Genomic DNA, 18,063 nt, shown 5'->3' with positions numbered 1-18,063 from the left:
AAACCCGAGCCCTGCACGTCTGCCTGCGATGGCGCAACAGCAACGCTCGCCCCTGACTCCTCGCCGCCCAGTGGAAGGAGCGCGCCCGCGTCAGCAGCGAGAAGGGCATCCATTGGGGAGGCAGGCCCGCGCTCGCTGCGTGAGGAACTCCGATCAGAGCTCTTCCGCGGCGTCCTCGCACGCCCAACTCCGGAACAACGAGAGTGCCTCGGTCAGATTGCCGGGACCGCAGGCGATGTGAAACGTCTGCTCGGACGTCCACGCCATCACCCAGTCGTGCTCGCCTCGAGTGACATCCCGACGGGGATACTGCCGGCCAGCCAACTCCGTGTCCTCAAGATCGATCTTGACGAGCCACCCCGGGTTGTCGAGCGTGTCAATCCTCACGCCCCATTCGTGTTCCCAGTCGCCATCGCACTGCGAGGCGTACCAGCTCTGCAACCACTCAAGGACGTGCTCGGACCCGGACATGGACGCGATAGTAGGCGAACCACACGCGGACCAACGGACGGTAAGCCTTCCCGGTCACGGCCCTAGAACGGGGCGGGTTCGGCGATGGGTTCGAGTTCGGTCTCGATCACCTTGCCGCTCGGTGTGGTCCACGCGTGCGTTCCGTCCGGCCGGTTCTCGCAGGACCAGTTGGAGTGGGTCTTCATCCGGTGGTGGTGCCTGCACTTCGGTCGCAGGTTGGCGATGGTGGTGTTGGTGCCATCGAACGGGCAACAATGATCCAGGTCGCAGCGGTGCGCCGGTTGGTTGCAGCCGACCATCGTGCACGTCGGATACCGGGCGTTGATCAACTCGCGTTGTGCCGGGGTGGGCCGGTAGGTGGTGATGTGCTCAGCCATCCCGGTGGCTGGGTCGGTCAGGATGCGCTTCCAGATCCCATTCGCCGCCACATCGGCCACGATCGGCGCGGGCAGCGGTCCGTATCCGGCCAGCATCGCCGGGTCTGTGGTCAAGCCGAGGATGTTGGTGATCGGCATGGTCAGGTTCACGCACACCTCACCCTGCGGGGCGGGTGTTTCCTTGCCCATCAACAAATCCGCCGCGACATCCGACCGCTTCTGGTCCAGCGTTCGGTCATCCTTCGGTAGTGCCCGCGCGATGCGGTCGATGCGGTCGAAGGCGAGGGCCGCCTTCAGGGCGGGCAGGACCACGCGGAGGGAGGCCATGCCGTCGTCGAGGTTGAACTTCTCCACCAACCGCTGCTTGCGCTTCTCCTCATGACGCCGCAACGCCGCCTCGGCATCCAGCTTGAGGATGAAACGCCGGGCATACCGTTGAGAGGCGGTGTAGTTGTGCGTGGCCGCATGCGCGATCAACACCGGTTCAGCGATCGCTTGGTTGGCGGCGTCGAGGACACTGACCTGATCGATGATCATCAACGCCTTGCCCTCATCGATCCGACCCTCCGACAACGCCTCCAACACCACCGGGTGCTCCACCAGCGACATCGCCCGGTCGACAAGTTTGTTGCCCTTGACCTGGGAGACGCGCAGCAGCGGCATCAGGACATCCCCGGCATACTGCTGCACTTGCGGATCCAGGTCGTCATAGAGCTTCATCAGGGTTGAGGCGAAGTCCGCCACCGCACGCCCGATCGCGGCGTAGGCGGCGACGAGTTCGTCTTCGATATCGGCAGGGGCCATACCCTTATTTTAGCGTCTGCAAATAGTGGATCATGGCTCTACGGAGTGAACTTTCCCTTACACCCCAACGGTTTCAGCAAACGAAAGCCAGTTCCAGCTGGCGCGAGGTAAGGCTGGAACGGTCGGCTTTACCTGGGGTGCGCGTGCCATACGCTTCCCGCGAGGGCCGGAGTTTCATCCCGTGCCCCCGAAAGGCCCAGGGGCACGCGCAAGGGGGCCCAGGTCAAGCCGACCCCACGCTGGAACCCCAGCCACACGGCCTAGTACGAACGCACCCGGATCAGGACCCCGTTGTTGGTGACATCCGTTCACCGCGACGGAATCCCGCGACCGAGATGTCCACATTGGCGTCGACCCGGGACGCGGTCGCGGCCAGGTGCAGCGACACCGGCGGGCGGCTGGTGCCGGGCTCGTTGACGGCTTCGGAGCGGCAGTGCACCTGCGGCCACGAGACGCTGGGGTTGAGGCCACAGTTCCAGGTGTCGCCCCTGGCGGCGACGAACCCTACGCCGTAGGGGATGTCGACGGTGAACCAGTCACCGGTGATCGGGACGGTGCCCTTGTTGCTCACGATGATCTCCGAATGGAAGCTGACGTCCTTCTCCGTCAGCACGGAGCGGGGTGTGACGTCCACGGCGATGTCGGCGCGGTACTGCTCCGCGGACGCGGGCAGGGCAAGGGCGGTGACAGCGCAGAGCGCCAGGGCGGCAGCCCCCGCTCGGCGGGTGGTGATGCTCAAGAGGTGCCCTCGGGGCGTGAACGTGCGGTTGACACGCACAGGACGCCCGGAGGGGATCACGGTTGTCTTTTCGGTTGGGGCAGAAGCGTTTACTCGCGCAGCGGTTCGAGCGCGGCCCACTTGCGCCAGTGCTCGCGGGCCTCGCGCGCGGCGAAGACGGCGCCGCCGACGGCCAGGGCCCAGCCGCTGAACCCCTCGGGGAGCGTGGGATCGCCCTCCTGGCCCATGAAGTAGCCGAGGAGGTAGGTGCCCGCGAAGTACACGAAGCCCAGCCACGGCTGGGAACCGCGGTCCATGATGTTCAGGCAGGTCGCCGACGCGAGAATGACACCGGCCGTCGCGAGGATGCCGCCCAGGAGCTGGTTCTGCTCCCCGATGACGAAACCGACGACGGTGAGGCCGATCGCGGTCAGCGAGGACGGTTGGCGCACGGCGTCGAGCGCCGACGAACGCGCGGGCCAGCCCAGCAGGAACATCGCGACCAGCAGCGCGAAGCTGATGATGCCGGGGCCGCCGATGATGCTGATGAGGCCCTTGCCCAGCTCGTCCTCGGACGGCTGCTCCCCGTTGAGCAGGCGCGGCACCAGACCACTGGCGAACGCGAGGCCGTCGATGATCACGCCCTCGATCCAGAACCTGGTCCGAACCTTGAACGCCTCGGCCTTGGGGAGCTTGCCCGGCGGCGTGACCTCGCGCGCGATGCCGTGCTCGCGGAGCACCGGGAACTCGTTGCGGCGCCGGTACTTCAGCGCCGCGTACCCGGCGCAGCCGACCGTCACCAGCGTGGCGCCGATGAACAGCAACGGCAGTGGGTACTTCTCCATGCTGACGCGGTAGGAGCTGGGTGCGTCGACGGTCGAGGCGACCTGGTAGGTGCCGAAGGCGAAACCGCCCGCGCCGACCAGAAGCAGCCATCCGGCGAGCGTGTAGGCGAATGCCGGGGACCACGGGACGTGGCCGGTGGCGATGGCCTTGTCGAGGTACCGGCGGGAGGCCGCCGCGCGCAGCCCCAGGCAGACCAGCCACCCGACGACGGCCACGATCGCGGTCACGAGCACCGGTTGCCAGTTCACATCGGCCGAGCTGCGCACTTCGCGGCCGACCAGCACCGTTGCCGGGGCGGTCGCGACCAAGGTCGCGATCACCCAGATCGACAGTGACGCGAGCGCGTCGCGCCATCCCCCTGGCAGAACGATCACGGCGATCACCGTAGCGGGCAGGGCAACCTTCGCGCGGCGGTGTTGAGGAGGACGGCGCGCTGGGCGGGCGTGGGGAGCCCGGTGTCGAGCACGCGCCGGAGGAGGTCGTTGGCGGCCATGGGCATGCGCTCGCACACGGTGTCGCAGTTGCCGGCGAGCCACGCGACCACCCAGGTGTCGACGAGCGCGGGCACGGCCACCAAGTGCTCGGCGACGCGCTCAGGCGAAGCGCCGGCGCCGGCCAGGACCTCGGCGGCGTGGCGGTGCAGGGCGGCGCGGAACGGCCGGGCGATGCTGTCGTAGAACGCTTGGCGCAGAACGGGATCGCGGAACGCGAGGCGGTTGCCTGCCTCGACGACCACGTTGGCGGTGACCGCCTCGTCCAGCGCGGGGACCAGCTCCACGGGGCTCCTCCCGGAGACGGCCGCGAGGTCGCAGACGGAGAACTCCACGCCGATGAGGGCGGCGTGGCGCAGCGCCTCGCGGGTGCCCTCGGCCAGGAAGTCCAGCGTTCTGCGCACCGACGCCAGCAGTGACGGGGGAGCCTGGTCGCTCACGGCACCGGTCACCTCGGCGCGACCGTCCACGACGGAGACCACGCCCGTCTCCACGAGCGCGCGCATGATCTCCTTGGCGTACAAGGGGTTTCCGCCGGTGCGCGCGGCGAACGCGCTCAGGCTCGCACCCGGAGCCGCACCGGCGACGTGGCCGAGCAGGCGCTCGGTGTCGCCGGGGCCGAGCGGGCCGAGCCGCAGGACCACCCCGCCCGCGGCCGTCACGCCCCGGCGCAGGCAGGCCAGGTCGCGCCTGCCCGGCTCGGGCCGGACCGCGGCAACGAGCAGCAGCGGCAGCTCCCGGGTGGCGGCGGCGAGGCGGTGCCACAGCAGGGCGCTCGCCTCGTCGGCCCACTGGAGATCGTCGATCACCATCACCAGCGGTCCCCGCGCGCACACCTGCTCGACGAACGCCAGCAGGCAGGCCGGGGCGGGCGGGTCGATCCCGAGGCAGTCCATGGCCACCTGGAGCGGTGTCCGCCTGGTCAGCTCGTCGGCGACGGCCCACGCGAGCTGGCAGCCCCGGGCATCCGCGAGCGCGGCGGAAAGCAGCGCGGACTTGCCGATACCCGGCTCGCCCTCGACCCACACCGCACTGCCCCGCCCCGCGACGACGTCCGCGACTGCGGCACGCAGCACAGCGATCTCGTTGTCGCGCCCGACAATGCAGTCCTCGACGCGCGGGGGAACCACGCCAAGAGGCGGACGCGGAGCATCCCCGTCGAGGATCAGCCGGTGCAGCTCGCGCAGCGCGAGACCCGGCTCGATGCCCTGCGCCTCGACGAGGGCGCGGCGCGCATCACGGAACACTTCCAGCGCCTCGGCCTGCCGCCCCTCGCGGTGCAGCGCGAGCATGAGGAGTTCGCGCAGGGACTCGTGCAGCGGGTGCGCGTCGACCAGTTCGGTCAGCTCGACGACCAGCTCCGCGCCGCCGCCGAGCGCCAGCAGCGCCCGCGCGCGGTGTTCCCAGGCGCTCAACCGCAGCTCACCGAGGCGACGCCGTTCCGACTCCGCGAACGGGCCGGGCACGTCCGAGTACGCGTCCGCGCGCCACAACGACAAGCCGGAGTCGAGGACGCCGACCGCGTCAGGCCACTGCCCGGCGGAGATCAGCGTCTGTGCCTGGGCCAGCGCGCGATCGAACGAGCCCACGTCGGACACGCCGTCGAGTCGGAGCGCGTAGCCGCAGTCGTTGGACACCAGCAGGTCTGCCTGGCCCAGTGCGCGTCGAAGTCCGCAGATGTAGGTGTGCAGGCTGCCGAGCGCGCTCGCCGGGGCCGTCGCGCCCCAAACGCCGTCGATCAGCTCGGAGGAGGAGACGGTGCGTCCCGAGTTGGCGGCGAGCACCGCGAACACGGCGCGCTGCCGCGGCGGGCCGAGCGGGACCTCGGCCTCGCCCAGCCGGGCACGCAGCGGACCCAGGGCATCCACCTGGAGCGTCCCCATCGAGCACTTCCTCCCCGAGCAGCGAGGCGACCAGTCGCGGGTCCAGCTCGCAGCCGTGCTCGGCGAGCCAGTCGCGGGCCCAATCGTCCACCGGTACCGGCCCCGCGGCCAGCTGGGCCGCGACGCGTTCGGGCGGGGCCGCCGTGGCGGCGAGCGCCTGCGCGAGCTGCTGGTGGACGACCACGCGCAGCGCCGACGGCATGCCGCAGTACAGGACCCGCCGGACGATGGGGTGCGGGAAGGTGAGCCGGTCTTCCTGCTCCGCGAGGACTCCGGTGGCCAGAGCGTCCTCAATGGACTCCAGCAGGGACGGGACAGGGGTGCCGGAGGCGGCGGAGATCTCGGCGACCGTGCAGTCGTCACCGAGGAACGCAGCGGAGCTGAGCACCCGCGACGTGTGCGGGAGCAGGAAACGGAGGTGTTCGCGCACGGCGGTCATCAGCCGCACTGGAGGGGCGTCGTCGGGGTTCCAGCCGGACTCCAGAGCCTCGGAAACGGCTGCCCGGATGTAGAAGGGGTTGCCGCCGGCAAGACGCGCGACAGGCTCCGCGAGCGCCGAATCGGGCGCGAGCACGGTGACGAGTTCGCGGGTTTCGGCTTCGTCGAGCGGATTCAGCGTTCGCGTGCCGACCTGCTCGCGCAACAGCTCGATGTCCCGGCGGTCCCGGGTCGGACGTGCGGCCACCACGAGCAACAGCGGCAACCGCTGCGTCAGCCGGTGCAGGTGGCGCCACGCGAGAACGCTTTCCTCGTCCACCCACTGCATGTCGTCGAGCACCAGCACGACGGGGGCCCGCGAGCACAGCTCCATCGTCGTCGCCACCGGATCGCCGCCCAGGCACCTGAGCGCGTTCATCGGCACGGTCCGGGTCAGCTCGTCTCCGGTGCCCCAGAACAGGCCGCAGCCCGCCGCGGTGACTCCGGAAAGGGCTTCGGCCAGCAACGCGGACTTGCCGACACCCGGTTCGCCGTCGAACCAGACGCACCCGCCGCGGCCCGCTTTGAGCCCGGCGACGGCGTCGCGCAGGAGGTCCAGCTCCGCCTCTCTGCCGATGAACGCGCGCGCCCTCGGCGGAGCCGGGCTGACCATGGGTTCCCGGCGAGCGGGAGGGGTTTTCGGCGGGCAGCACCGGCCGGGGTCGCCGGCGCTGGCGAGGATGCGCTCGTGCAGCTCGCGCAGGACGTGACCGGGCTCGCTGCCCGCCTGCTCCACCAGGACCGCCCGCGCGCGGCGGAAGACGTCGAGCGCTTCGGCCTGCCTGCCACCCCGGCAGAGCGCGACCATCAGCAGCCGGTGCAGCTCCTCGCGCAGCGGGTGCTGGTGGGCCAGCCCGGTCAGCTCGCCGACCAGGTCCTCGTGCCCGCCCAGGTCGATCTTCACCGCCGCGCGGCGTTCGAGGGTGGCCAGCCGCAGCTCGTCGAGGTGGGCCCGCTGCGCCTCGGCGAAGGGCCCCGGAACGCCCGCGAGCGCCTCGCCGCGCCACAAGGCAAGCGCTTTCTCCAAGGTCAGCAGTTCACCGGTCGCGTCGCCTTCCGACCGGCGGCGGCGGGCTTCCTCGCGCAGCGAGTGGAAGCGGTGCACGTCGAGGCTGTCCTTGGGCACCCGCAGGCAGTAGCCGCCGCTCGCGGTGACCAGCAGCCGGCTTCCGGCCCAGCGGTCGCGCTGCGGCTCCAGCACCTGGCGCAGCCCGGAGATGTAGGCGTAGAGGCTGGTGTTCGCGCTCGCCGGGACACTGGTCCCCCAGACCGCGCTGACCAGGTCCTCGCGGCGGACGGGGCAGCCCGCGCGCATCGCGAGCACGGTGAAGACGGCGCGCCTGCGCGCGGCACCGAGGTCCAGCTCGGTGTCCCCGTGCCAGGCCTGGGGGCGGCCGAGCAGGTTGATCGTCAGCGCGGCGGTGCTGTCCGTCATCGTTCCTCTGCCCTGCGAGTGCGGCGGCGCGGTCATCACCGTTGGTGACCGCTGGTGGTGCTGCTTGGGCCCTTTGAGTGACTGTCAAGGACGAGTAGTCGTTTTCTTATAGTTCTTCCGAGTCGTCCGCCATCGATGTGTAGTCCGTTCGGTGTACAGAAGTGGCTTCTGTCGCAGAGTTGTCACACAAACCGTCCGCTTCGTCCGGAATTGGCCGAGCGGGCAAGCCGGGCGTGGGCGCGAGGGCAACGTGCGCGCGCGGGCCTGGGCCGACGGCCCCGGGGATGTTGGGCTGGCGGCATGTCGACCCTCACCAGGCAGCCGCTGAGCGGTGACGCGTTGCTCGGCCTCGCGCGCGCGGGCAGGTTCGTCCTCGACCCGGCAGCGGCCGACCAGGCGATCGCCGAACTGGAGCGGACCCTCGCGGTTGTCGGGGAGCGGGTGCGCCGCGTGCGCCTGGCCCGCCGGACCCCGCCCGGCTCGGCCCGCCCGTGGCCCGAGGAGGAGGACGACCTCGTGGTCGAAGCCGTCTTCGCCGAGCAGCTGGCACCGGGCCGGATGGAGTGGGCGCTGCGTGAGCTGCCCAAGTACGTAGCGGCGATGTACATCGCTCGTACAAGCGCTCTGAGCTGCGAATAAAGCCCTCTCGGAGGGTGCTGCCAAGATCGCGTGAAGCGTTTACCAAGACCGTGCGCCAACACTTCCGGGCATCGACAGCCGAACGCACGGGAGCAGCAGTGAAACGAGTTCGGGTAGCCGTCCGGGCAGCGGACCAGATCACCCTCGCCGGGCTCACCGCCTTCCTCCGCACGCGGTCCGAGGTGACCGTGGAGCACGGCAGGCAGGGGCCGGAGACCGACGTCGTCCTCGTGGCGGCCGACCGGCTCACCGCCGAGCTGATGTCCTCGATGCGCAAGGCCGCCGCCGAGCACACCGCGCCGGTCGTGCTGGTGGTCAACGAGATCAGCGAGGCCGAGCTGCTCGCCGCGGTGGAGTGCCGGGTCGTCGGTGTCCTCGCCCGCGGTGCCACCTCCGGTGAGCAGCTGGTGCAGGCCGTCCTGACGGCCGCATCCGGCGGTGGCGTGCTGCCGCCCACGTTGGTCGGGGAACTGCTCAAGCACGTGGAGCGGGTGCAGCGCGAGGTGCTCGCGCCGCGCGGGCTCAACGCCATGGGCCTGACGCCGCGGGAGATCGACGTGCTGCGGCTGATGGCCGACGGGCTGGACACCGCCGAGATCGCGGGCAGGCTCTGCTACTCCGAGCGCACGGTGAAGAACGTCATCTCCGGGGTGACCAACCGGCTGAACCTCCGCAACCGCCCGCACGCCGTCGCCTACGCCCTGCGCACCGGCGTCATCTGACCGCCCCCGAGCGTTCAAGTACCTCAATGACTCGTTCGGTGCGGTGGGGGCTCGAAGGCGCGGGGTGTTCGAGGGGGCAACGTCGGTTGGTCCGCGCGGACATCGGGGGCCGATCGGCGTTGTTCCGGGCACCGCGCCCGTCGTCTGCTTGTACAAGCACAGCGTCTGTCCACAAAGGAGAAATCGATGTCCCGTCCCATGTCCACAACGGCCCCGGGGATGCTGCAGGCCGCGGGCCACATGAGCAACGCCCGCGCCGTGGCCCAGAACGGCGTCGACTCCGTGCGGCGCGAGCTCGGCGTCCTCAACGGAACCTGGACCGGCGAGGCCAACGCGGCCTTCGACACGGCCATGAACGCCTGGATCACCGACTGCGAAACGATCGTGAAGAAGCTCGACGAGATGATCGAGTTGATGCACGGCAACCGCAAGACCATCACCGCGGGCGAGCAGGACAACACCCACCTCGCCAGCAAGATCCCCGTCGGTCCCGGCCTCGGCATCTGAGCCGAAGAGCCCGAGCAGCCGAGCAGACCCCTTGCCCCGAAAGGACAAACCTTGACCACGTACACGTTCGACGCGGCGAAGGCGGACATGGTCCGCGACACCATGGCCGCGGTCACGATCAAGCTCACCGAAGAGCTGAAGACCATGCACACCAACGTGATGAAGACGCTGGCCGACTGGCAGGACGGCGCCAAGGAGCAGTACGACGTCGCCAAGAAGGCGTGGGACGACGCCGCCGCGCGCATGCCGACGAGCCTGAACTCGGCCGAGACGACGCTGAACCAGATCACCGGCGGCTACCTGAAGATCGAGCACACCGGCCGCAACGCCTGGGGCGGCTACTCCGTCAAGTGACACCGGGCGCGTGCCGGGAGCCGCCGCCAGCCCCCGGCACGCGCCCGCCCCGTCGAGCAGAAAGGCAGGTACGGCATGGGAATCGATCAGACCAAGCTCAAGGACGCCAATCGTCCCCCCGAGGGCGCGCCACTGACCCAGGACGGCTGGAAGGGCACCACGGACCCGTGGGTCGTGCCCGCACCGCCCCCGCTGCCGGGGTGGGCGCAGAACCGCGGCAAGGGTTCGACGCAGGTGGACATCTCGGCGCTCAAGGTGACCGCCGAGTACATCCGCGGCCTGCTCACGCCGCTGGAGACGATCCGCAAGAGGCTGCTGGGCCTCAAGGTGGCGCCCGGCGCCTTCTACGACGCGCACCAGCTGATCGTGAAGGTCCTCGGCGGTGGCACGGGCGGCAGCGGGCTGCAGCCGACCACGCTGGCGTTCGTCGAGAAGGCCATCGACGCCATCACGGTCGCCGCGGACGAGCTGCAGAAGCTGTCCACGGCGTACAAGACCACCGAGGAGCTGAACCGGAAGACCGGGTTGGACCTCGCCGAGCACATCGAGCGGGCGAAGACCTACATCAGCAACGCGATCGGCTCGCCCTCGAAGGCCTGACCGCATCCCCGACTGTCCTCAACGGACGGCCGTGGCCGTCCCGGTGACCACACGAGCCGAAGGCTTGGGCAATGGCTGACGCGAACAATCCCCCGACCGGATTCGACATCGAGGAGAACGGCGCCTACTACGGCGCCGGGACCGGTGCGGGCGGGAGCAGGTCCGACTACGACACCTGGGACTGGAAGCAGATCAAGGCAGCCGTCACCGGTTCGGCCGCGGTGCCGACCAAGTACAACGGCAAGGACGTCGACCCGACGTCCTCGCACCAGCGCGCCTCCGGGGTGTCGGACCCGCAGTCGCTGTACAACGCCGCCAACGACTTCTTCCAGGCCAGGGAAGTCCTGAACATGGTCGGCACCAGCGTCAAGCAGCAGACCGAAGCCCTCGCGGGCGAGGACGGGATCTGGCAGGGCGAGGCCGCGACCGCCTTCAAGGGGCTGATGGACGCGCTCTCCAAGGCGTTCCTCAACCACGTGGAGCAGCTCGACGGCGGCCCCGCCGGGCTCAAGAACGTTCCGACGCAGCTGCACCAGGCGGGCACCGACCTCCAGTGGGCGCGCAACGAGATCGACCGGATCGACGTGCACTACGCGGGCGAGGCCAAGCGGATCGCGGACGCCTACAAGGATGCCGGCAACGGCACCATCGAGTACAACATGCCCAACGGGCTCACCTACGTCAGCTGGAACCAGCAGATCGTCCAGATGATGGGCGACGACATGCGCGTGGTGCTGAAGACGCTCGCCTCCCGCTACGACGCGGTCCGGTTCGAGACCGAGGTCCAGCCCGTGCCGATGCCCAACCCGCTCGGCCCCGGCGGCCAGGGGCCGCCCGGACCGAACGCACCCGGCCCCAAGGAGGGCCCGCCCGGCGGGCCCAAGGGCGGCGGCCCCGAGGTCGACCCGAACCGCTTCGCCCCGAAGGGCGGACCGGAGGGCAGCCAGGGCGGCGGTGGCGGCCCGAAGGACGTCGACCCCAAGCAGTTCGACCCGAGCAAGTCCGGCGGCACCGGCTCAGTCCCGCCACCGGTGCCGTTCCCGGGCAGCGGCAAGGGTCCTGGTCCCTCCGACCAGAAGAAGAACCAGACTCCGCCTCCGCCCGCGCCGCCGAAACCGTTCGAGCCCAAGCTTCCTCCGCCGCCCGTGCCGCTCCCCGGCGCACAGCCCCCGCCCAGCCCCAAGACCGGTGGCGGTGGCAGTGGCGGAGGCCTGCCCTCGCCCAAGAAGTTCGGTGGCGGCAGTGGGGGTGGCGCCGGTGGCGGACTTCCCGACCTGCACCGCCCGGACCTCAAGGACATCGCGCCCGCCCCACCGCCGAAGCTGCCCTCGCTGGACGACTGGGCCGCGGGCAAGGGACTGGGCGGTGGTGGATCGGACCAGCGCAACCTGGCGACACCTCCGCCGATGATGCCGCCGATGTCGGGCGCGGGCGGCGGTGGCGGCGCGGGGATGGGCGGCGGTTCGGAGCGCTCGGACGCCTCCGGCCTGCTCGGCGGCGAGGTGAAACCGTGGGAGGGCAAGGAACTCCCCGGTCTCGGCGATCCCCAGGGCGGGACCGATCTGCCCTCGGAGAAGCCGCAGGACTGGGCCGCAACGGCGGGCGCCGGTGGCGCGCAGGCTCCGCAGATGCCGATGGTGCCGCCGATGGCCGGTTCCCCGGGCGCGGGTGCCGCGGCGGGTAACAACGCCGAGCGCTCGGACGCCTCGGGTCTGCTCGGTGGCGAGGAGAAGCCTTGGGAGAGCGAAGAAATCGCGGGCGTCGGTGATCCGCACGGCGTGGACGCGCCAGCTTTGGACGCCGAGGAGTGGGCCGTGACCGAGGCGCAGGTGTCCGCGATGGCGGGGCCGCCGGAGGAGCGTGTCGCCGTGGTGTGTCCGGCCGACGAGGACGAGGACGTCAGCGCCTGGGACGTCGCCGCGACCAGCGGGCTGCTCTGGCTTTCCGGCGCGGCAACCCGGGCGCCCGGGGAGCGAGAGCGCGAGTTCACGCCGGACTACGCGCTCAGGCAGACCTCGCCGTGGGAGCACCCGGCGGGTGCCCGTCCGCTGCCCGGAACCCCCAGCCGGGCAGCGGACGCGGCTGACTACCAGCTCCGCCCCTTCGACACCGCCGGCCAGCCGCTCTGCGGCGAGCAGGCACCGGAGGGCTGGACCAGTGAGTCCACTGTGGAGGAAGAGGTCGAGGAGGAGGAGAAGGAGCGCACGTCGGCCGATCTGCTGAAGCAGAACGAGAACGCGTGGGCCACTCCCGCTCCGAAGGCACCGGGGGTGATCGAATGAGCACCGCCGACGAGCTTTTCTCATGGGAGGCGCCATGAGCACCGCCGACGAGCTCTTCTCATGGGAGGCGCCATGAGCACCGTCACCGTGAAGCGCGGACCGCGCATCGCCGCGCCGGATCTGCCTGAAGGACAGGAAGAACTCCAGGAACCGCCCGTCATGCCCGAGCCCGCACCGCGGGACGTCGGTTCGGTGCTGATGTTCCTGCCGATGGCGATCGGGCCGTTGGCGATGGTGCTGGTGTTCTCCACCAGCGGTGGCATGGGCGGCTCGCCGTTCATCTACATCATGGCCGGGGCGATGGCGATCGGCATGGTGTCGATGGGGCTGAGCCAGCTCGGCCGGAACGGGGCCGAGCGCAAGCGCAAGCTCAACTCCGAGCGGCGGGACTACCTGCGCTACATCGGCCAGCTCCGCGTGAAGGCGCGGGAGGCGGGGGATGCGCAGCGCACCGCCGTCGCGTGGAACAACCCGGACCCGTCCTGGTTGTGGGCGCTGGCCCGCGGTCCTCGGCTGTGGGAACGACGCGGCAGCCATGACGACTTCGGCCGCGTGCGCATCGGTCTGGGCACGCAGCAGGCCGTCATGGAGTTCACCCCGCCGTCGACGAAACCGATCGAGGACCTGGAGCCGCTGTCGGCGATCTCGTTGCGGCGCTTCAGCGAGACCTACCGGACCGTCACGGGCATCCCGATCTCCGTGGGGCTGCGCAGCTTCACCAGCGTGGAGTTCGCCGGGGACGTGACGCAGGCGGTCGGGCTCGTGCGCGCCGTGCTCGGCCAGCTGGTGACCTTCCACGCCCCGGACGAGCTGCGGATCGCGGTACTGGTCGGCGCGGACAACCAGGCCGAGTGGGACTGGGTGAAGTGGTTGCCGCACAACGCTCATCCCACCGCCAGGGACGCCGCGGGAGCGCTGCGGCTGCTGACCGCCGACCACGACGAGCTGCTGGACCTGCTCGGCGCCGAGGTCACCGACCGCGGTGAGCACGACAAGAGCGTGCTCCCCGGTGCGGCCGAGCCGTTCGTCGTGGTGGTGGCGCACCTGGGGCGCATTCCCGAGTCCTCCCCGCTGCTGGGGCCGGGGCTGCGCAACGTGGTGCTGCTCGACGTGACCGGCTCGATGCCGGGCGGCGCCAAGGTGCTGCGGCTGACCTGCCGCGACGGCCGGGTGAGCTACCCGGCGGGCGACGAGACCGGTTCGGCCACCTGCGACGCGTTCAGCCTCGGCCAGGCGGAGAACCTGGCGCGGTCGATCTCGCCCAAGCGCACCAGCGGCACGGTGGACGTGGTCGACCGGCCCTTCGAGTCGGACTTCGAACTGACCACCCTGCTGGGCATCCGGGACGTGCACACCTTCGACGTGGCCGGGCAGTGGCGGCAGAAGCAGCCGCAGCGCACCCGGTTGCAGGTGCCGATCGGGGTCACCGAGGACGGCGAGGTCGTCGAGCTGGACCTGAAGGAGTCGGCGCAGGGCGGGATGGGCCCGCACGGGATGCTGATCGGCGCCACCGGTTCCGGCAAGAGCGAGCTGCTGCGCACGCTGGTGTGCGGCCTCGCGGCGACGCACTCCTCGGAGATCCTCAACTTCGTCCTGGTGGACTTCAAAGGCGGCGCGACCTTCCTCGGCATGGAGAAGCTGCCGCACACCTCGGCGGTGATCACCAACCTGGCCGACGAGCTGCCGCTGGTCGACCGCATGCAGGACTCGCTCAACGGTGAGCTGATCCGCAGGCAGGAAGTCCTGCGCGACAGCGGTCACGCCTCGCTGTTCGAGTACGAGAAGGCGCGGATGGCCGGGGCCCAGCTGGCGCCGCTGCCCACGCTGGTCGTGGTCGTCGACGAGTTCAGCGAACTGCTCGGCAGCAAGCCGGAGTTCATGGAGCTGTTCGTCAGCATCGGGCGGCTCGGCCGAAGCCTCGGCGTGCACCTCCTCCTGGCCTCCCAACGACTCGACGAGGGGCGGATCCACCGCGTCGAGGGCCACCTGTCCTACCGGATCGCCCTGCGCACGTTCTCCTCCATGGAGTCGCGCAGCGTCATCGGCGTCGCCAGCGCCTACGAGCTGCCTTCCGCACCGGGCAACGGGTACCTCAAGATCGACACCACGAACCTGGTGCGGTTCAAGGGCGCCTACGTCTCCGGGCCGTGCCTGACCGCCGCCCCGGAGGGAGGAGCGGCGCCCGAGGAGATGGCCCTGCGCGAGGTCACCCCCTTCTCCACGCAGGCGAACCCGCGCCTGCACGAGATCCGCCCGGCCGAGGTCGCCGAGCCGGCGGTGGCCGAGCCCGTCGCGGAGGGCGCGCCGAGCCTGGCCGAGGTGCTGCTCGGCAGGCTCACCGGGGCGGGCCCCTCCGCGCGCCAGGTGTGGCTGCCGCCGCTGGCGGACTCGCCCAGCCTGGACACGCTGCTGCCGAGCGTGCTGCCGCACCCGGAACTCGGGATGAGCGTGGAGGATCCGGCAGTGCGCGGACAGCTCCGCGTGCCGGTGGGCCTGGTGGACCGGCCGTACGAGCAGGTGCGCGAGCTGCTGGTGGCGGATCTGTCCGGTTCGGACGGTCACGTCGGCATCGTCGGCGCTCCGATGGCGGGCAAGTCCACCCTGCTGCGCACGCTGATCCTCGGCCTCGCGCTGACCCACACGCCGGAGGAGGTCCAGTTCTACGGCCTGGACTTCGGCGGTGGCGGGATCATGTCGGTGGCCGGGCTGCCGCACGTCGGTTCGGTGGCCACCCGGATGGAGCGCGACCGCGTGGTGCGCACCATCGAGGAGATCATCCAGGTGATGGAGCTGCGCGAGGCCCTGTTCGCCGAGCGCGGGTTCGAGTCGATGGCCGCCTACCGGGAGGCCCGCCGCACCGGTGCGGTGGAGGACCGGCACGGCGAGGTGTTCCTGGTCGTCGACGGCTGGTTCACCTTGCGCCAGGACTACGGCGGCCTTGAGGACAAGCTCACCGAGATCGCCGCGCGGGGCCTGTCCTACGGCATCCACCTGGTGGTGACCTCGACCAGGTGGTCGGAGATCCGGCCGTGGCTGCGCGACGTCCTCGGCACGCGGTTCGAGCTGCGGCTGGGCGACGCGATGGAGTCGGAGGTGCAGGGCCGCAAGGCGGCGACCGTGCCCAACCAGCCCGGCCGCGGCCTGACCACCGCGGGGTTCCACTTCCTGGCCGCCCTGCCCCGGCTGGACGGCGACTCCGGGACCGAGGACCTGGCCCAGGCCACCAAGGCGATCGCGGAGGAGGTGCGCACGTTCTGGCCCGGCCGCGGTGCCCCGGGCGTGCGGCTGCTGCCCGCGAGGCTGCCCGTCGCCGACCTGCCCGCCCCGGACGGGGACCTGCGGATCTGCCTCGGCCAGGACGAGCAGCGGCTCAACCCGGTGTGGCACGACTTCTCCGCGACCCCGCACCTGTTCATGCTCGGCGACGCCGAGACCGGCAAGACCAACGCGCTGCGCCTGGTGATCCAGTCGGTGGTGCGCGGGTACCGGCCGGGTGAAGCCAAGATCCTCATCGGCGACTCGCGCCGCGACCTCGACGGCATGGTGCCGGAGGAGTACGCGATCGGCCACGCGATCAGCGCGGAGGCACTTGCCGAGCTGGCAACTCAAGCCGCGGTCTCGCTGCACAAGCGGGTTCCCGGCGCCGACATCTCCTCCGAGCGGCTGCGCAGGCGCGACTGGTGGGAGGGGCCGCAGCTGTTCGTCGTGGTCGACGACTACGAGCTGTTCGGCAGCGGGATGGGCGTGGGATCGCCGATGGACACCCTGCTCCCGTTGCTGGCGCAGGGCGTGCACATCGGCTTCCACCTGATCGTCGCGCGCAGCAGCGCCAACGCCATGCGCGGGATGATGGACCCGGTCCTGCGGAGGTTGTGGGAGCTGGGCACCCCGGCGCTGCTGTTCTCCTATCCCAAGGAGGAGGGCAAGTTCCTGGGCGAGGCGTCCCCCCGGACGCTGCTCCCCGGCCGCGCGCAGCTCGTCACCCGGCGCGGCGTCAAGCTCATCCAGACCGGCCACGTGCCCGTCGGCGAAGTGGCGGTCGCCGGACCCTCCAGGAGGTCAGCGACATGACCAGCGCGACCAGTGCTCAGCTGTGCCGGATCACCGTGTCCGGTCCGAGCGGCCGGGCCGACCTCGCGGTTCCCGTCTCCACCACCGTGGCGGCGCTGCTGCCCACGCTCGTCCGGCACGTCGTGCGCGAGGAGCCCGACGAGTACGGTTCCTGGGCGCTGCAACGGCTCGGCGAGGCGCCGATGGACCCGGACGGCACCCCGGAGACGCTGGACTGGCTCGACGGCGAGCAGTTCCACGTCGTGCGGGCCGAGGACCCGTTGCCGGAGCTGGACTTCGACGACATCGCCGACGGCATGGCGACCGCGGTCAACCGCCAGGGCAACCGGTGGAACGAAACCGTGAACCGGCGGCTGTTCCTCGGCTTGACCGTGCTCGTGTTCGGCGCGATCGGCGCGGTGTTGTTCGAGGGCAGTTCGGCGACCATCTCCTCGGTGAGCGCGGCTTCGCTCGCCGCGGTCCTGTTCACCACGGCGGTCCTCGTCGCGCGGATCCTGCGTGACCGGGGGATCGCGGCGATCTCCGGCTTGGCGGGCTGCGTGTTCGCCGGGCTCGCCGGGTTGATCGGCGTCGAAGGCGTTCCCTTCGTGCTCGGGCCGGTCGGAGTGCTCATCGGCGGCATCGCGATGGCCGGGACCGCGTCCCTTCTGCTCGTGGCGCAACGCATTCTTGCTCCCGAGCTGCCGATCGTGCCGTTCGGTGTCGCCGCGGTGGCCGGGCTCGGCGCGGTGATGGCGATGTGGCTGCACCTGGGCGTCGGGCTGACCCCGCACCAGAACGCGACGATCGTGCTGACCACGTTCCTCATGGTGACCTTGTTCGCGCCGAAGCTGGCCACGCGGGCGGCGCGGCTGCGCGGACCCCAGTTGCCGCGGACGGCCGACGAGCTGCAGATCGACGTGGAGCCCGAGCCCGCCGCGCTCGTCGTCGAGCAGACCGGGCACGCCGACCGGTACCTGAGTGTGCTGGCGATCGGTGCCTCGCTGGTATTCGCGGTCGCGTTCCGGTTCCTGATCGTCGAACCGGGCTGGGTGGAGTACACCGTCACCGGCCTGCTGACAGCTCTGGTGTTGTTGCGCTCCAGGGAGTTCCTCAACATCGGTCAGCGGATCGCGTTGGTGCTGGCGGGAACCACGGGCGCGGTGTCGTTCGTCCTGTCGATGCTGGCCTGGTTCACGCCGGTGTGGCGGGGAGTCGGCCTGGTGCTGCTGCTGGGCGTCGCGCTGCTGCTCGTGCTGGCCGCGCTGCGCCCGTCTCACCGCAGGCTGCTGCCGATCTGGGCGCACCTGGCCAACGTGCTGGAGACCTGTGCGGCGGTCGCGCTCGTCCCGTTCCTGTTGCAGGTGCTCGGCATCTTCGCCTGGGCACGCGGACTGGCGGGGTGAG

Annotated in this window: 13 protein-coding genes and 2 pseudogenes; 8 read left to right on the top strand and 7 right to left on the bottom strand. The window is 70.7% G+C overall.

Annotation, left to right across the window (positions count from 1 at the left end; all coding sequences use genetic code 11):
• Window positions 1–153: 153 nt before the first annotated feature.
• The 7 genes and pseudogenes from BLT28_RS17235 to BLT28_RS42880 all read right to left on the bottom strand — a co-directional run.
• On the bottom strand, window positions 154–471 hold the full coding sequence (locus tag BLT28_RS17235) for an immunity 53 family protein (protein ID WP_030429627.1): 318 nt from the start codon (window positions 469–471) through the stop codon (window positions 154–156).
• A gap of 62 nt (window positions 472–533) precedes the next feature.
• Complete coding sequence (locus BLT28_RS17230) at window positions 534–1,652, bottom strand: HNH endonuclease signature motif containing protein (RefSeq protein WP_083383756.1); 1,119 nt, start codon at window positions 1,650–1,652, stop codon at window positions 534–536.
• A gap of 280 nt (window positions 1,653–1,932) precedes the next feature.
• A complete protein-coding gene (locus BLT28_RS17225; protein WP_156051087.1) occupies window positions 1,933–2,391 on the bottom strand; it encodes a hypothetical protein in 459 nt (152 codons plus the stop codon).
• Between the two features lie 89 nt (window positions 2,392–2,480).
• Window positions 2,481–3,590, bottom strand: a complete 1,110-nt coding sequence (locus tag BLT28_RS17220; protein WP_156051085.1) for a hypothetical protein — start codon at window positions 3,588–3,590, stop codon at window positions 2,481–2,483.
• Between the two features lie 5 nt (window positions 3,591–3,595).
• Window positions 3,596–5,296 (bottom strand): BREX system ATP-binding domain-containing protein, encoded by a 1,701-nt coding sequence (locus tag BLT28_RS17215; protein WP_169748576.1) that lies wholly within the window; start codon window positions 5,294–5,296, stop codon window positions 3,596–3,598.
• 117 nt (window positions 5,297–5,413) lie between these two features.
• Window positions 5,414–5,590 (bottom strand): annotated as a pseudogene (locus tag BLT28_RS42885) (AfsR/SARP family transcriptional regulator); the annotation flags it as partial.
• A gap of 871 nt (window positions 5,591–6,461) precedes the next feature.
• Window positions 6,462–7,502: pseudogene (locus tag BLT28_RS42880) on the bottom strand (BTAD domain-containing putative transcriptional regulator); the annotation flags it as partial.
• A gap of 300 nt (window positions 7,503–7,802) precedes the next feature.
• Between BLT28_RS42880 and BLT28_RS17205 the strand changes: the two are divergent.
• From BLT28_RS17205 to eccD, 8 genes are all read left to right on the top strand, one after another.
• The gene (locus BLT28_RS17205) at window positions 7,803–8,141 is read left to right on the top strand and encodes a hypothetical protein (protein ID WP_030430386.1); all 339 of its coding nucleotides are present in this window, start codon (window positions 7,803–7,805) and stop codon (window positions 8,139–8,141) included.
• Between the two features lie 98 nt (window positions 8,142–8,239).
• Entirely contained in the window at window positions 8,240–8,863 is a 624-nt protein-coding gene (locus BLT28_RS17200; RefSeq protein ID WP_030430385.1) for a helix-turn-helix transcriptional regulator, read from the top strand.
• A 186-nt stretch (window positions 8,864–9,049) separates the two neighbouring features.
• Complete coding sequence (locus tag BLT28_RS17195; RefSeq protein ID WP_081900392.1) at window positions 9,050–9,370, top strand: WXG100 family type VII secretion target; 321 nt, start codon at window positions 9,050–9,052, stop codon at window positions 9,368–9,370.
• Between the two features lie 51 nt (window positions 9,371–9,421).
• The gene (locus tag BLT28_RS17190; protein WP_043812071.1) at window positions 9,422–9,724 is read left to right on the top strand and encodes a WXG100 family type VII secretion target; all 303 of its coding nucleotides are present in this window, start codon (window positions 9,422–9,424) and stop codon (window positions 9,722–9,724) included.
• Between the two features lie 75 nt (window positions 9,725–9,799).
• Window positions 9,800–10,324, top strand: coding sequence for a hypothetical protein (locus BLT28_RS17185; RefSeq protein WP_030430382.1), 525 nt, complete (start codon window positions 9,800–9,802; stop codon window positions 10,322–10,324).
• Window positions 10,325–10,395: 71 nt separating this feature from the next.
• A complete protein-coding gene (locus tag BLT28_RS17180) occupies window positions 10,396–12,606 on the top strand; it encodes a WXG100 family type VII secretion target (RefSeq protein ID WP_043812069.1) in 2,211 nt (736 codons plus the stop codon).
• Between the two features lie 72 nt (window positions 12,607–12,678).
• Entirely contained in the window at window positions 12,679–16,677 is a 3,999-nt protein-coding gene (gene eccCa / locus BLT28_RS17175) for a type VII secretion protein EccCa (protein WP_052407471.1), read from the top strand.
• Window positions 16,674–18,062 carry a type VII secretion integral membrane protein EccD gene (eccD, locus tag BLT28_RS17170; RefSeq protein ID WP_030430380.1) on the top strand — a complete coding sequence of 463 codons (1,389 nt, stop codon included), beginning with the start codon at window positions 16,674–16,676 and terminating at the stop codon, window positions 18,060–18,062. The genes eccCa and eccD overlap by 4 nt, the downstream gene beginning before the upstream one ends.
• Window position 18,063: the final 1 nt, after the last annotated feature.

The organism is Allokutzneria albata, from assembly GCF_900103775.1.
Classification (GTDB): domain Bacteria; phylum Actinomycetota; class Actinomycetes; order Mycobacteriales; family Pseudonocardiaceae; genus Allokutzneria; species Allokutzneria albata.
Note: the sequence above shows the minus strand (reverse complement) of the source record. Positions and strands in the feature narration are given on the sequence as shown.

Bases quoted from the DNA above. Each gene is read 5' to 3' on its own strand.
- BLT28_RS17235 (WP_030429627.1), bottom strand. From the start codon at position 471: ATGTCCGGGTCCGAGCACGTCCTTGAGTGGTTGCAGAGCTGGTACGCC.
- BLT28_RS17230 (WP_083383756.1), bottom strand. From the start codon at position 1,652: ATGGCCCCTGCCGATATCGAAGACGAACTCGTCGCCGCCTACGCCGCG.
- BLT28_RS17205 (WP_030430386.1), top strand. From the start codon at position 7,803: ATGTCGACCCTCACCAGGCAGCCGCTGAGCGGTGACGCGTTGCTCGGC.
- BLT28_RS17195 (WP_081900392.1), top strand. From the start codon at position 9,050: ATGTCCCGTCCCATGTCCACAACGGCCCCGGGGATGCTGCAGGCCGCG.
- BLT28_RS17185 (WP_030430382.1), top strand. From the start codon at position 9,800: ATGGGAATCGATCAGACCAAGCTCAAGGACGCCAATCGTCCCCCCGAG.
- BLT28_RS17180 (WP_043812069.1), top strand. From the start codon at position 10,396: ATGGCTGACGCGAACAATCCCCCGACCGGATTCGACATCGAGGAGAAC.
- eccCa (WP_052407471.1), top strand. From the start codon at position 12,679: ATGAGCACCGTCACCGTGAAGCGCGGACCGCGCATCGCCGCGCCGGAT.
- eccD (WP_030430380.1), top strand. From the start codon at position 16,674: ATGACCAGCGCGACCAGTGCTCAGCTGTGCCGGATCACCGTGTCCGGT.